Source organism: Acinetobacter sp. Ac8 (assembly GCF_055392545.1).
On the sequence record NZ_AP043689.1, the window covers coordinates 2,787,532 to 2,802,416 of the forward strand.

Consider the following 14,885-nt stretch of genomic DNA (forward strand, 5'->3'; position numbering starts at 1 on the left):
CAAATAAAGTATTAAGGATCATTTTGATGAAAAGATTATTGCCAAACACATTACTGCACCAAAGTTTTTACATCATTTTATCGATCGTTCAGAGACAATCAACGGAAGACCTTTTGATGTGAATACGCCAACGCATACACCAAAAGGAAAGTATTCTTGCGTTCATTATGGGGTTATGATTCCAAATCTTGAAGCACCATTTAATTTTTTGAATCTTTTAATTGTGGTTGGCCAACCTCGTGTAAAAATTTTTCGGAATCAACATTTAATCCAAACTACTGCGCTTGATACTGCAAACGTATTAATCGGTACCGCAGTAGGTACAAAAGAACATTTTAATGGCTATAGTGTAGAAAATGACTGTGTATTGGAAAGCAATGGTTCATCTTTAAGTTTTGGTCGTGACGTGTTACTCGAAGGTACATATCCAAATTTTCATGCGCAGCGTGAAGGTCATGATTTCAATTTTGATTTAAAGATTCATGCGACTGATAAAATTGCCCAATTTGTACAAATGTCATTGGGTTTATATGATCACTGGGCATTATTATGTAAATATGAAGGATTTCTTGAATATCAAGGTAAGAAAACCACAGTTCAAGGACTGTGTACTTATGAATATGCTCGTGCAGTAGATGTAAATTTATATATCAATTATTTTACTTATCATATTTTAAATATCGATGAGAAAACTCAAGTCCTACTTGTAGAAATCCTTGGTCCATTAAATCTGGTATTGCAACGTCGAGTATATATTCGTTCTACAGATGATCATGGCAGTATTCATTCAAATGGATTTAATTTTAATGTCCATACATTTGAAGATCAGCGCGTTATAACCCCGAATGGTTTATCAATGCGTTTAGCTCGTACCTTCTCATGGAGCGTGAATGATGATAATGGAAACCCGTTAATCCATATTGATGGTCGAACAAATGCTGATTTTCAATATGGTATGGCGGGAGGTTATGCAGGGAGCTATAAATATAAAGGTACATTCAAGAGTCGTGCAGTTGAAGGTACTGGTTATATTGAATATTTAGATATCCGTACCGATTAGATCGATTCAACTTATAACTAGGTGATAAAAAGTCTAGTTTAAACAGATATATCAGCTGCTTTACCATTGCTCGATATTCACTAATGTAGTTATGAAATATATCAAGGCAACGATAATACGGTATTCGGTCTTTTCTACATTTACTTTGGAGGAAAGTAAAAGTAAATTAAAGAGAACTATTCCTTAAGCACTAAGACAAAATGAATATTTTTAACCAATTTAAATTTTGTATTGAGCAGCGTAAAAGCTTAATTCCAGCATGCTTGCTATTAATATTGTCAACAAGCGCCATGAGTGTTTACGCAGAAACGGATGAGCAATTAAGCAAATCTGGGCAATGGCGTGACCCTGCAACAGGTCTAATCTGGATGCGTTGTTCAATTGGGCAATCATGGACTGGCTCAACTTGTAAGGGCGATCCTATGGAATTTAAAAACTGGGAAGATGCACAAGATTATCTTAATCAAATGAATAAAAATGGTGGATTTGAGGGTAAAAATAACTGGCGTGTTCCCCAAATAAAAGAATTAATAACAATTCGCAAATGTAGTACTGGCTGGAGGAAAATAGGACAAATACAATTACCAGAACAAGAGCGGAGACAATATGGACAAGATCATGAACTTGAAATGAAAAAATTACCTTATGGGCAAAAAGCTCCGGCTAACTGTGCTGATGATTCAACTAGCCCTACATTAGATACTCATATTTTTCCTAATACCCCATCTAATGGTAAATATTGGTCAAGTTCATTATCCCCATGGAAACCTATAGGCTACAAATATAAGGCATGGAATGTCGACTTTAAGACTGGTTTTTTTGCACCGACCATTAACTACACAGACGACCGTAGTTTTTCTAGAGCAGTTCGAAATAGTCGTTAGTTTCCCAGCAGGAAATTGTCTAGCATTTTATATAAGCAGTATCATGCTAATGTTAGAAAAAATTTAAAAATATAAAAGAATTGCAACGACTGAAAAATAGCTGATTTTGCCTCTAGAGCAAATCATAGTGAGTAATGATTATTTAAATATTTTAAATTGAATAAGGAATAGACGATAAAAAAGGCCTATAAAGCAAATTAAACTAACTTTATAGGCCTTTGATCTATTTCAATATTACTTCGCTACAGAAGCTTCTGTTGTAATATTTACAGTGATTTTATCACCTACATTTGGCACATATGCCCCTACACCAAATGCTGAACGATTAAATGATGTCGTTGCATTGAAACCAATTGACTGTGCTTTAGTCATTGGATGCTCACCTTGTTTGTTTAAAACAGCATCTAAAACAACAGGTTTAGTCACATCTTTCACAGTTAAGTTACCTGTGATTTTGTATTTGTTTTTACCTAAAGCTTGAACTTTAGTACTTTTAAAAGTGATGTTTGGATACTTTGCAGCATCAAAGAAATCTGCATTTTTTAAATGCTCATCTAATGCTGCAACATTGGTATTTAAACTAGATAATGGAATAGTTACATTGACAGATGAGTCTGCTGGTTTTACATTATCAACAGAGATCGTACCTTGAATGTCACTGAAGTTTGCTGAAGGTGTTGAAAAACCGAAATGATTCCAAGTAAATACTGTTGCAGTATGTGTTGGATCAATTTTGTAATCTACAGGTTTTGCCATGCTGAAAGTTGCTACTGATGCTACGGCTAAACCCAATGTTAATGCTTTGAAGTTCATCTTTATATTCTCGCTATCGAATGGATATTAGTTTATACACTTCCCGTATAAATTCATTGTTATTGATAATACGATATGTTGCATATATGCAACGATTCCATAATGAGCGTTTTTAAAACTTAATCAAGCCCTTAGAAATTAATATAAGATATTGTTTTATAAAATTTTAATTTATTAAATTTAATTAAACCATGTATATATCAGAAACTAAATTCAAAACTAAAATTTAAAGCTCAATAAATTACACTAGACCATTTTACGGAAATTTTATATTTATAGTACTGGTCTTTTTTATCTGACGAATGTTTTATGGCAAATATTGCTCAAGCACAAAGTACACAAACAGCTTATCGTGTAACACTCACCAATCCGCAAGGACATACATGGTATGCCGATGAACCTAGCGATAAAGGTGGTCAAGATACTGCACCGAATCCAATTCAAATTTTATTATCAGCACTAGGCGCTTGTACTGTGATCACCCTAGAAATGTATGCAAATCATAAAGGGCTTAAAATTGAACATGTTCAATTAGATTTAGCTTTAAATCCTGAGGGTGACCCTGAAGCAGGTCAAAATAATATTTCAAGGAAAATTGTTCTTAAAGGTGATTTCACCGAGGAGCAACATAAACGACTGCTTAAAGTTGCAGAAAGCTGCCCTGTTCATAAATTATTGACTTCAAATATCCAAATTCAGACAGAGTTGGGTATTGAATAAGAATTCCCTCATTTTTTAACAAGAGGATCAGGTATTCTTATTAATAAATACCCCGTTCAATGCCCTCTATCCATTTTCTGACCCAGTTAGCATTTCCTTGATTAAAAGTATAACCTTGGTGTTTAAAAACGTTATAACAATCTATGAAATGCTGGCGGATAGACTCGTCATTTTTCCAGTGCAATAAGATTTTTCTAACACGTTCAGAAGTAAGACTTAATTCATCTGCTTGTTCATATTCATCATAACCGCTATTCACTTTTTGCGTTGCATAGTCAATTAAGCTATATGCTGCGGGATGTTTTAAACAGAGATCTGACAATTTTTCTGTATCAAACAAATAAGACTGAAACATATCCAAAAAATTTTCTATATATTTAAATTCAGCATTCTCTTCTTGATATAAATGATAATGAATATAAGTTTCTGCAAATTGCTGTAAAAAGGCTAATTCCCCAATAGTCCAGTCCCCTAAGCTATAAGCACTTATGCGCTGAAAGAAATAATTTTCTGATAAAAAATTATTGGTTCCTTGCACTAAAAAATCTAAAAACAATGGTAAAAAATATTTGAACTCGCATAGCGGTGTTTGATTTGAATATGCTGCATTTACATAATTGTTGAAAATACCAATCTCAATTCGTTGCAATGGTGTATTTTTCAAATAAATATGATCTTCCTCAAAACAACAACCACCACACATACAGGCATCTAAAGCTTCCGTTTTATCAAGACTATATACAGAAAAAATTTTATAACCTTGTGCAATCAACTCTTTTAGTTTTATGGAATATTGTTCTTGTTCAGTATTCATTTGCTGATCTTTTATATTTTCAAAAATAGATTCTATAATTATAATTTTTTTCAGCTGTTAATTTAAATGAAGATTAATTCTTAAAATTACAAACGATAAAAATCAAAGCCCCTTTCGGGGCTTTTAAACTTATAACTTCTCAACCAAGACACGATCGACTTGCTTTAAACCAGATTGTTTTTCATGGTTTTTACGGCGGATCTTAATCAACTTGTCTTCTTGAAAATCTTGTAACAGCAACTCAACAGCAACCATAGATTCAAGTGGCAAATCTTGCCCAATCCATTTTTGCTCACCTGCGTCCATCAAGGTAATTTCATCACTAATTTGTTCATAAAGGCTCATATTTTCCTCACTTCTGGGATATGTATCACTATGTTTCATGAATACCCAATGAATGGCACAACTATATACCTATTGCTAAAAACTGCTACTAAAATTTACTTAATTTACAAACAAATTTCACAATATAAAAACGCCCCGAGAGGGGCGTTTTTATATTTAAAACGATGCAAGAATTAAGCAGTTAATTCTTTTACAGCGCCAACAACAGCTTCAGTGGTAATACCAAAGAATTGGAACAAATCTTTGGCTGGTGCAGACTCACCATAAGTTGACATACCAATAACTTTGCCATCTAAACCTACAAATTTCCACCAGTAATCTACATGTCCAGCTTCAACTGCAACACGTGCACGGATATTTGATGGTAATACTGCTTCACGATATGCAGCATCTTGCTTCACAAATTCTTCCGCACATGGCATAGACACTACACGAACACCGTCAAGTTGTGCATATGCTTCCATCGCCAATGAAACTTCTGAACCAGTCGCAATGATGATCGCTTTTAATTCGCCTTTTTCTTCAGCCAATACATAACCACCTTTCACAACATTCTCAATCTGAGCTTGAGTACGTGTTTGGAATGGCAAGTTTTGACGAGAGAAAATTAACGCTGTAGGACCTTCGTTACGTGTTAAAGCAGATTTCCAAGAAATAGACGCTTCAACTGTGTCACATGGGCGCCATGTATTTAAATTTGGTGTACCGCGTAAAGAGGCAATTTGCTCAACAGGTTGATGGGTTGGGCCATCTTCACCTAGACCAATTGAGTCATGAGTATAAACATGGATCACACGTTGTTTCATCAATGCAGACATACGAACTGCATTACGAGCATATTCCATAAACATAAGGAAGGTTGCTACATAAGGAATGAAACCACCATGCAATGCTACACCATTGGCAATTGCAGTCATACCAAACTCACGCACACCATAATGTACGTAGTTACCCGCAGGATCAGACTCAACCCCTTTCGCGCCTTTCCAAAGTGTAAGGTTTGAACCCGCCAAGTCAGCAGAACCACCTAAAATTTCAGGTAGTAAAGGTGCAAATGCTTGAATCGCATTTTGGCTTGCTTTACGTGTTGCAATGGTTTCACCTTTAGCATTCACTTCAGCAATATAAGCATCCGCTTGTGCCAAAAATTCTGCAGGCAAGTCACCATTCACACGGCGTTTTAACTCAGCCGCTTCTGTTGGGTATTTTGCAGCATAGCTTGCAAAAACGTCATTCCAAGCAGCTTCTGAAGCTGAACCTTTTGCTTTTGCATCCCAAGCTGTATAGACATCAGCAGGAATAACAAACGGCTCTTCTTTCCAACCCAATGCTTCACGAGTTAATGTAATTTCATCATTACCTAGTGGCGCACCGTGGCAATCTTCTTTACCTTGTTTGTTTGGCGAACCTAAACCAATAATCGTTTTACAGATAATCAACGTTGGTTTCGAGCTTTCTGCACGCGCAGCAACTGTCGCAGCACGAATTGCATCTGCATCATGACCGTCTGCACGAAGTACTTGCCAACCATAAGCTTTAAAGCGTTCTTCTGTATCGTCTGAGAACCAGCCTTCTACTTCACCATCAATAGAAATACCGTTGTCATCATAATAAACAACGAGTTTTCCAAGACCTAATGTTCCAGCAAGTGAACATGCTTCATGGGAAATACCTTCCATTAAGCAACCATCACCCAAGAAACAGTAAGTGAAGTGATCTACAACTTGAATATCTTCTTTATTAAATTGTGCCGCTAAAGTTTTCTCAGCAAGTGCAAAACCTACAGCATTGGCAACACCTTGACCAAGTGGACCTGTTGTCGTTTCAATCCCTGGTGCATAACCTAATTCTGGGTGACCAGGAGTTTTAGAATGTAATTGGCGGAATTGTTTAATATCTTCAATAGAAAGATCATAACCAGTTAAATGAAGCAAAGCATATTGCAACATTGAACCATGACCATTTGACAATACAAAACGGTCGCGGTTTGCCCATTGTGGGTTGCTTGGATTATGGTTTAAAAATTCACGCCATACGACATCAGCGATATCTGCCATCCCCATTGGAGCACCTGGATGTCCAGAATTAGCTTTTTGCACAGCATCCATAGCCAATACACGAATTGCGTTAGCTATACGACGTTCATTCAGCGGGGTTGTCATAAATCAGAGTCCAATAAATTAAAATATAGGAAGATGAATAGAAAATTCAAAAACTGGGATGTATTGTCTTAAAAAAAGCGATCAGGGTAAAGACTTAAGTCTATATTTATCCGCTTAGGTTGCAAATTAATTAAAAAATATACCGAATAGTCTTAAATCAACGTTAAAAACGGTCTTTTTTCTTATTCACATCGAACATCTCAACATCAGCAAAACAAATTTGATTATGTTTAAGCGATGCAGTTACATTCGGATATTCTTTCACCATCCTATTCAGTCTAAATTTTGAAAATTTGATGCTGATCATTATTCAATAGAACAAGATCTCGCTAAAGCGTTTCACACGATAAAAAGTCATGATAACTTGAATGCAAATCGGCCTGCTTTTGCAAATTTTCCAAGAAACAGGACTCAATCATAATCTTTTATCAATTTTTCTAATGAGCATATCAATTAAAAACACATGAAAATGAATTTAATTCATGCATTTTAGTCAGGTAATGCTAGTCCTCAGGCTGAAGTCGATGTAACATATTGCGTCTTTATAAATTACTGTGATAGGACTTTCATGCGCGAGTATGCTGTTTTTACTTCGGAATCTGTGAGCGAAGGCCATCCAGATAAAATGGCTGACCAAATCAGTGACGCTATCTTGGATGCAATCTTAAAAGAAGACCCATACGCTAGGGTTGCATGCGAAACATTAGTAAAAACTGGTGCAGTCGTTCTTGCAGGTGAAATTACAACGACTGCAAATGTCGATTTTGAAACTATTGTCCGCAATACCGTAAATGGAATTGGCTATCACCATACCGATTTAGGTTTTGATGGTTCAACTTGTGCTGTGATTAACATGGTGGGTAAACAATCACCTGAAATTGCACAAGGTGTAGATCGTCAGAAACCAGAAGACCAAGGTGCAGGTGACCAAGGTTTAATGTTTGGTTATGCAAGCCGTGAAACTGATGTGTTGATGCCAGCACCGATTTCATATGCGCATCGCTTAATGGAAAAACAAGCTGAATTACGTCGTAACGGCGCACTACCGTGGTTACGTCCAGATGCAAAAAGCCAAGTAACATTTGCCTATGAAAATGGCAAACCTGTTCGTTTAGATGCAGTTGTTCTTTCAACTCAGCACGATCCTGAAATTTCACAAGCCAATCTTAAAGAGGCTGTGATTGAAGAAATCGTGAAAAAAATTATCCCTGCTGAAATGTTCCATGCAGGTACTAAATTTCACATCAACCCAACAGGGTTATTTGTGATTGGTGGTCCAGTGGGTGACTGTGGTTTAACCGGTCGTAAAATCATTGTAGATACTTACGGTGGTATGGCGCGTCATGGTGGCGGTGCTTTCTCGGGTAAAGACCCATCAAAAGTTGACCGTTCTGCTGCGTATGCAGGCCGTTATGTTGCAAAAAATATTGTTGCAGCAGGTTTGGCGGATAAATGTGAAATTCAAGTGTCTTACGCAATTGGTGTTGCTGAGCCAACTTCGATTTCGATCAACACATTTAATACCGGCAAAGTATCTGATGAATTGATTATCCAATTGGTTCGTGAGCATTTTGACTTACGTCCATACGGTATCACCCGTATGCTTGATCTAATTCAACCGATGTATAAGCAAACCGCTGCTTATGGTCATTTTGGTCGTGAAGGTTCAGATACTGCATTTACTTGGGAAAAGACAGATAAAGTTGAAGCACTTAAAGCTTCTGCAAATTTGTAATTCTAGCCTAAGATCTAAATCTGAAAAAAGCTCGCAAATGCGAGCTTTTTTATTGAATTAATGTTATCGGGATGAATACCTCAAAATTTTTCCTCCTCTACTCCACTGAATATCTATATGTTAAATATCTTATCGATATTTATAACTTAAAACATCTCTAATGGTTTGTTTATTTTAATCATTAGCATGATCTAATTTTATTGTTTTTTAAAAAATCAAACCTTTATACAATTAAACCTACCATCTACACGAATTATTGACCATCTGATTTAGCATCTGGCTGTAACACACTCAATAAAGAAACTTGCGCTGGGGTTTCTGTATTGTGATTTTGCAAATAAATATGTCCCACTTTAAACGTTACTGCTGCAATCAAACAAGCAACCAGACAAAACGTCCATAATCCATATGGGCTTTTAATATGTTGAGAGCCACATTTTGGACAAACTTTTTGTGTTGAACTGACCGCTTCATCACAACAAGCACAATGATATTGTAGAATCATATTCAGATCTCCTTTTATGGCGCTATTATTGTTTTTAATTATTACACTACAATTATATCCATATATGTAATGCAAAAAATCTGTTTCTTTTTTTAGTGTACATGATTCATATCTTTTGACAAGACAAATTTGTTTCAATATATTATTGCATAAATTCAATAACTTAAATTTACATACTAAAAATAAGTGATTATAAATCAACAGCTATCAAATTGTGGATCATTCATTCAATATTCTGTATTACATTGATTCAAGCTATAATCTGTAAAGTTAAAGATATTGTTTTGGAGATTATTTTGGTACAGCTGATTAAAAAAGGCGGTTTAAGAGAGCGTGCAAATCGCAGTCGTAAATACACGCAATCTGAAAATAATATTAAAACCTTAGATCCACATCGCTATGCCACTCAAGATCAAAACGATAGTCGCAATGATCAACAGTCACAACAACAACAACAACCCGTAAATCCTCTACAACATCCCGACCACTAAAACATTTTCAAGACATCGACCCAAAGGAAAATGGCAAATAATAAGAAAAAGCTTCCTGAAACAATATCGATATAACTTCCCGATTTTTGATAAACGCGTTTAATTTTAGGAATTGACATGATCATCATCAACAGGCTGAAAACTAAAAATGTTTGTATTGGAATAATCACTGCCAACTGCGGTTTTAAATTTGCACCTGCTGTTGAACTCAATGCCAATGAAAAAACACTACTAAAATAAATCACAATCTTAGGATTAGCTAAATTGGTATAAAGGCCCAATAGAAAATAGTTTTTAGGGGGCTGCTCTATCACGCCATCTAAATTGGTATTTTGTTTAAGTGTTGCAATGCCGCCTTTCAACATTGCATAGCCCATTTTAGCAAGGAATAAGCCCCCGATCAGCATCAAGACTTGTTGAATCCATGGCCATTGTTCCAATAAAACCGTAAAACCAAGCAAGGTTAATGCAACCCATACCACCACACCAGCAGAGATGCCTAAAATGATTTTTACAGTATTGGCACGTGTTGTCGATGCTGAGCTTTTAGCGACAAGTAATACATCTGGACCAGGACTCAACTGTGCAACAAAGTGTAGTGCACAAATAGTCAATAACATCGACATAATAAAATCTTAGAAATTGTGACTCAGTGATTATATCGTTTGATCAAAAATATGTTTAAGAAATTATGCTTGCTTTCGTTGATTTCAGACATAAAAAAGCCGAATCATTGATTCGGCGTTCTATTCAATATCATAGACTGTATTTTATTTTTTATTTACATCTTTCAATTCAATTTGTTTATGCTGCGGTTCAACTTCATGCGCTTCACCATCAATAATGGTTGAATCACGATATTGCCCACCAGATTGCTGGTTCTGCATATCCTGCATTTGACGCATCAAATCTGCAAATGGGTTTTCACCTTGAGCACCACCCATGTCCCCCATTCCACCCATCATATTGTTCATCATGGCTTGTTGCTTTTTCGCCATATATTTCATACCTGCATTTTTAATTGCATTCTGTACAGGTGGAAGAATAACCAGTAGTGCCAAGACATCGGTGATTAAACCTGGAATCATCAACAAAATACCCGCAAATGCTGTCGCCATTTTTTTGGCAATTGCAGGATCGTTTCCCATCATTCCTGTCATTTGCATTTGTTGTAATTGCGGCATAATTGTTGCTGTACTTGAACGCAACAAGTTTAAACCAATTACAAAAGCAATGATAAACCAGAAAAATACGTACCAACCGCTAATGAATTGGGCTACACCAATCCATACAGCAATTTCAAGAATCGTACCAATTAAAATAATAGGAAAAAGTTTCATCGAAACAAGGCATCTCAAAGATAAATTAAAAGTGAGCTTGAAAATTCACATATAAAAACAATGAATTTCGTTGCTTCTATCATTTATATGGGCAGTTAAAAATTTTTAAAGGGTAATTTTGTGTTCTGACAACGATTTTATGTATTTGTGCGATTTATTGACTAAGATTTTATAAATAATGAGCACCCTAGCGTTGTGCTTAAGGGAAATAATACTGTTGTGTACTTTGATTATACAACTAAGTTAAAATTTTACTTACAATTCATTTTTAGAATCATATAATTGAAGCAAGACTTACGATAAGCAGTATTATGCCTTTAATTATTGGAATTGACCCTGGTTCACGCTTAACAGGTTATGGCATCATTGAAAAAGATGGTCAAAAACTTACTTTTGTTGATGCTGGTACAATTCGCACTGAAACAACAGAAATGCCTGAGCGACTCAAACGAATTTTTGCTGGAGTTGAACGTATTGTTCAGTTTCATGGTCCTACAGAAGCTGCTGTAGAGCAAGTATTTATGGCACAAAACCCTGATTCCGCTTTAAAACTTGGACAAGCGCGTGGCGCGGCAATTGCAGCATTGGTCAATTTAGACTTACAAGTTGCAGAATATACGGCCCGTCAAATTAAACAATCTGTTGTGGGCTATGGCGCTGCAGACAAAGAACAAGTTCAGATGATGGTAATGAAGTTACTTAACTTATCAATCCAACCCCAACAAGATGCTGCCGATGCACTCGCTGCAGCAATTTGCCATGCCCATGCTTCTGGCAGTATGAGCAAATTAGCTGTACTGAATGCTTTAGGCGGTATGGCTCGTGGGCGGAGTCGCAATAGTAGTCGTCGACGTTAGTTTATATACGCCACCAAAACGCCTCGCTCTACCCATGTCAAAGTCCAGGCTATCGCAATCATCAACAAGCTATCACATTCACCAAGGTGATCTGAAAGGGTTTTTATTTATTGAGATGGTAGAGCCCATCTCAAGTTAAATAAGGCAAAGTATCTTTTCGAATCTCACGAATGCTGGGTTGCTTCGTATAGGTTGCAATTAACATTTTTCCAGAAGTTCTTAGATTTTTCTTCTGTTCTGAATCAACACGTATCAATACCAACTCTTCAGGGATACGTGGATTACTCCCTTCTCGACAAATTATGAAGTTTTGATTCCGTTCAAGAATGGTATAATTTGGAAATTCCTTTTGTAACTTTGCTTTGAATGACAAAGACTTATCTTCTTTTTTTCCACTATCGAGTTGGGTATAAATGATCAATACCAAACACGCAGCAAATACAATTCCAACAACTAAATATTTATCAATCATGTAATTTCACTCGAATATACTTCTGCTGTTTTTCATTATACTGATAAACATGGGTTTCATTTATAGGCACAATTTTAGCGATATCACCAACATAGATTTGTTGCGTACCAGAATAGTGAATTTCAATATCGTACAAACCATCATGCTCAGTGCTTAAAAAGCGATAATCAGCTTGTGTATTGTAGATTTTATCACTTCCTGTCACTTCATTGTCATTCCCAATTTCTGCAACTTCCAATTTGACCATTACAGGGTTTTCATCAAATGGGATGATATAGAGCGTGCTCGTTGAATAGCCTTGTCGACTATACGCTTGTTCTTCGACATAGCCTTTTATTCGCGGACCAATTTTTCGAATATTTTTAACTATATTTTCAGTCGGATAAGGCAAATAATTAAAATCTGCATTCATCCAACTATTTTCATCCTGACTCTGGCTCACTAACTCAAATTGACCTAAAGCATTTTTCTTAAATAGGTAGATTTTAGTAAATGTTGCGCATACACCACAAAAGTTTAGTAATTGATTATTTTTATCTATCGAAACTTCTGTTGTACTTATAAGATAGCGCAACTCATTTTGAGCATTTTGATAAGCATTCGCAGGACTAAATACAATCACAGCATCATCACGATCAAAGACATGGGTATATTCGGCATTTTTAATCCCGACATACTGTATATTGCTCTGATCTAATTGAAGGATTTTGACATATTGGATCTGCTGTTGATAAAAAGATTTCATCACAGTTTTAAAGTCCAAATCTTTTAAAACAATCTTATTCTTATTCATCACAGCGTCTACTGGTTGTGCGACAAGCTCAGTATGAATACCGCACATCAAAATACAGCTGAATAAAATTTTGTTGATCATCATAGGTAATATTGATTTATATCAGTATGTGGTTGCTATTCTAAATGATCTCTTTAACGAATCATCTTAAAATCAGTATAGTCGAAATCATGATTTAGGTTTTGTTGTTCAATGCTGCTCACATCAGCACGTAAAGGCCCAACATAGCAATGACGAATCAAACTTAAAATCGCTTGTTCATCTCCGACCACAACAGCTTCAACCTCGCCTGTAGTTAGATTTTTCACATAGCCTTTTAAATTCAATTGTAAGGCTTCTTTTTCAAACCAACGACGATAGCCTACAGCTTGAACTTTACCACGAATTAACAGTTTTACCGCTTTCATCACATACTCACTCCTGACAATGATTGACCACATAATACACAGCATCACGCATTTGCTGGGCCTGTAAACCACGCATACCGTTTTTTGCGAGCCTATCACCTGCCAAAGCATGTAAGGTGACAATTTCATGTAAGTGAATATTTTCATCAAATTGTGCTTTTAAACTGGCAATCATTCCTGCAAGAACATCTCCCATTCCACCAGTGCCCATGCCTGCATTCCCCGCAGTACAGATCCATAGATGCTTTTCTAAAATCAAACTTCCAGAACCTTTAAGTACCCATTGTCCTGAATATTTTTGCTGAAGTTTTTGAATCGCAGCAATACGATCATTTTCAATCTCAGCCACTGAGCAATTTAATAATTTAGCAGCCTCACCTGGATGAGGCGTCAGGTAAGTTCGTTGATTGACTTGAGCAGCTTGTTCAGCTAAAAACCATAAAGCATCAGCATCTAAAACCACTTGTAGCTGTGGGGTTAAATGAATGGGTGAAAACCATTTTGAAAATTGTTGTTTCGCCCAAGCATCACGCCCTAAACCCATTCCAAAACTGACAGCATCCACATGGCTTAATAAATTTTGAATATCCACATCAGTTAAAGCATTGATATCTCTTAGCATGATGTTAGGAGAGCGTGCCAGAATTGCTGTGTGATGCTTGGCATGACATACAATCGTGACTTTTCCTGCACCCGCACTAAATGCAGATTCAGCAGCTAACATGACTGCACCGCCCATCTCTGCATGCCCACCGACCACCAAAACATGCCCATAACTGCCTTTATGGCCGAACGCTTGGCGTTGTGGCAATTGAATCTGGGTAGGTGACAACTGTGCGACTGCTTTTAATTCTGGGTCTATTGGAACAATTGAAATGAGCTCAATTTGACCCGCATATTCTCGACCCTGCCCTGTAAACAAGCCCGCTTTCAGACCTAAAACAGTCAATGTTTGATCAGCTTTTACCGCAACAGGTAATGGCTGTCCAGTATTGGCATTTAAACCACTTGGAATATCGATGGCTACTTTTAAACCTGATTGGGCATTATAGTGTTGAATAATCGCTTGCAATGCATCGTCCAAATCACGGTTTAAACCAATACCAAACAGTGCATCAATATGACAATCAAAGCGCTTTTGGATATTAAAATGTGGATGAATTTTTATTTTATCTGTCTGTACTAATTCAATTGCCGCCTTTAACTGCTGAGAATGCCCTGCTTCAGTTGCAAATATTTCGACTTGATAACCGTATTGATGCAAATAATGAGCAACACAATAGCCATCACCTGCGTTATTTCCTGCACCGCACCACACTGCAACAGTGGTAATTGGGGGAGAAGCTTGTTGAAACAAAATATTTAAGCGTTGCGCAATCGACCAAGCCACCTGTTGCATTAAACCAAAAACGCTATTTTGCTGAGCAAACCAACGCGCTTCACATGCTTGTATTTCACGGCTGTGATAAACTTGCTGATGCATCATT

Annotated in this window: 17 protein-coding genes; 6 read left to right on the plus strand and 11 right to left on the minus strand. The window is 36.5% G+C overall.

Annotated elements, in window-relative coordinates:
- The first annotated feature begins 118 nt into the window (after positions 1-118).
- Positions 119-1,060: a DUF6670 family protein gene (locus tag ACZ5QH_RS13215; protein WP_303577733.1), complete on the plus strand. Its 942-nt coding sequence runs from the start codon at positions 119-121 to the stop codon at positions 1,058-1,060.
- Positions 1,061-1,260: 200 nt separating this feature from the next.
- The gene (locus ACZ5QH_RS13220; protein WP_464016703.1) at positions 1,261-1,944 is read left to right on the plus strand and encodes an Lcl C-terminal domain-containing protein; all 684 of its coding nucleotides are present in this window, start codon (positions 1,261-1,263) and stop codon (positions 1,942-1,944) included.
- A 234-nt stretch (positions 1,945-2,178) separates the two neighbouring features.
- On the opposite strand, the gene ACZ5QH_RS13225 is transcribed toward ACZ5QH_RS13220, so the two are convergent.
- A complete protein-coding gene (locus ACZ5QH_RS13225; protein WP_303577735.1) occupies positions 2,179-2,757 on the minus strand; it encodes a YceI family protein in 579 nt (192 codons plus the stop codon).
- A gap of 309 nt (positions 2,758-3,066) precedes the next feature.
- Here ACZ5QH_RS13225 and ACZ5QH_RS13230 point away from each other — a divergent pair, with 309 nt between their 5' ends.
- Positions 3,067-3,477, plus strand: coding sequence for an OsmC family protein (locus tag ACZ5QH_RS13230; RefSeq protein WP_034615249.1), 411 nt, complete (start codon positions 3,067-3,069; stop codon positions 3,475-3,477).
- A 40-nt stretch (positions 3,478-3,517) separates the two neighbouring features.
- Here the strand turns inward: ACZ5QH_RS13230 and ACZ5QH_RS13235 are convergent, their stop codons facing one another.
- The 3 genes from ACZ5QH_RS13235 to tkt all read right to left on the minus strand — a co-directional run bounded on the left by ACZ5QH_RS13235 (position 3,518) and on the right by tkt (position 6,798).
- Positions 3,518-4,291, minus strand: a complete 774-nt coding sequence (locus tag ACZ5QH_RS13235; RefSeq protein WP_303577736.1) for a hypothetical protein — start codon at positions 4,289-4,291, stop codon at positions 3,518-3,520.
- Positions 4,292-4,420: 129 nt separating this feature from the next.
- Positions 4,421-4,636, minus strand: coding sequence for a hypothetical protein (locus ACZ5QH_RS13240; RefSeq protein ID WP_004719469.1), 216 nt, complete (start codon positions 4,634-4,636; stop codon positions 4,421-4,423).
- A 173-nt stretch (positions 4,637-4,809) separates the two neighbouring features.
- A complete protein-coding gene (gene tkt / locus ACZ5QH_RS13245) occupies positions 4,810-6,798 on the minus strand; it encodes a transketolase (protein ID WP_096734390.1) in 1,989 nt (662 codons plus the stop codon).
- Positions 6,799-7,366: 568 nt separating this feature from the next.
- Here tkt and metK point away from each other — a divergent pair.
- Positions 7,367-8,533 carry a methionine adenosyltransferase gene (gene metK / locus ACZ5QH_RS13250; RefSeq protein ID WP_004719464.1) on the plus strand — a complete coding sequence of 389 codons (1,167 nt, stop codon included), beginning with the start codon at positions 7,367-7,369 and terminating at the stop codon, positions 8,531-8,533.
- A 253-nt stretch (positions 8,534-8,786) separates the two neighbouring features.
- On the opposite strand, the gene ACZ5QH_RS13255 is transcribed toward metK, so the two are convergent.
- Complete coding sequence (locus ACZ5QH_RS13255) at positions 8,787-9,038, minus strand: hypothetical protein (RefSeq protein ID WP_004822342.1); 252 nt, start codon at positions 9,036-9,038, stop codon at positions 8,787-8,789.
- 296 nt (positions 9,039-9,334) lie between these two features.
- Between ACZ5QH_RS13255 and ACZ5QH_RS13260 the strand changes: the two genes are divergently transcribed.
- A complete protein-coding gene (locus tag ACZ5QH_RS13260; protein ID WP_303577737.1) occupies positions 9,335-9,529 on the plus strand; it encodes a hypothetical protein in 195 nt (64 codons plus the stop codon).
- Here the strand turns inward: ACZ5QH_RS13260 and ACZ5QH_RS13265 are convergent.
- A complete protein-coding gene (locus ACZ5QH_RS13265) occupies positions 9,526-10,155 on the minus strand; it encodes a LysE family transporter (protein ID WP_004822346.1) in 630 nt (209 codons plus the stop codon). The two genes, ACZ5QH_RS13260 and ACZ5QH_RS13265, sit on opposite strands and share 4 nt — an antisense overlap.
- A 144-nt stretch (positions 10,156-10,299) precedes the next feature.
- On the minus strand, positions 10,300-10,869 hold the full coding sequence (locus ACZ5QH_RS13270; protein ID WP_004822349.1) for an FxsA family protein: 570 nt from the start codon (positions 10,867-10,869) through the stop codon (positions 10,300-10,302).
- 311 nt (positions 10,870-11,180) lie between these two features.
- Here ACZ5QH_RS13270 and ruvC point away from each other — a divergent pair, with 311 nt between their 5' ends.
- Entirely contained in the window at positions 11,181-11,726 is a 546-nt protein-coding gene (ruvC, locus tag ACZ5QH_RS13275; RefSeq protein WP_004719459.1) for a crossover junction endodeoxyribonuclease RuvC, read from the plus strand.
- 130 nt (positions 11,727-11,856) lie between these two features.
- Here the strand turns inward: ruvC and ACZ5QH_RS13280 are convergent, their stop codons facing one another.
- From ACZ5QH_RS13280 to ACZ5QH_RS13295, 4 genes are all read right to left on the minus strand, one after another.
- Complete coding sequence (locus tag ACZ5QH_RS13280; protein ID WP_004719458.1) at positions 11,857-12,198, minus strand: hypothetical protein; 342 nt, start codon at positions 12,196-12,198, stop codon at positions 11,857-11,859.
- On the minus strand, positions 12,191-12,991 hold the full coding sequence (locus ACZ5QH_RS13285) for a hypothetical protein (RefSeq protein WP_303577738.1): 801 nt from the start codon (positions 12,989-12,991) through the stop codon (positions 12,191-12,193). Before ACZ5QH_RS13285 ends, ACZ5QH_RS13280 begins: the two co-directional genes overlap by 8 nt.
- 134 nt (positions 12,992-13,125) lie before the next feature.
- A complete protein-coding gene (locus ACZ5QH_RS13290) occupies positions 13,126-13,398 on the minus strand; it encodes an acylphosphatase (protein ID WP_303577739.1) in 273 nt (90 codons plus the stop codon).
- A gap of 7 nt (positions 13,399-13,405) precedes the next feature.
- A complete protein-coding gene (locus tag ACZ5QH_RS13295; protein WP_303577740.1) occupies positions 13,406-14,881 on the minus strand; it encodes an NAD(P)H-hydrate dehydratase in 1,476 nt (491 codons plus the stop codon).
- Positions 14,882-14,885: the final 4 nt, after the last annotated feature.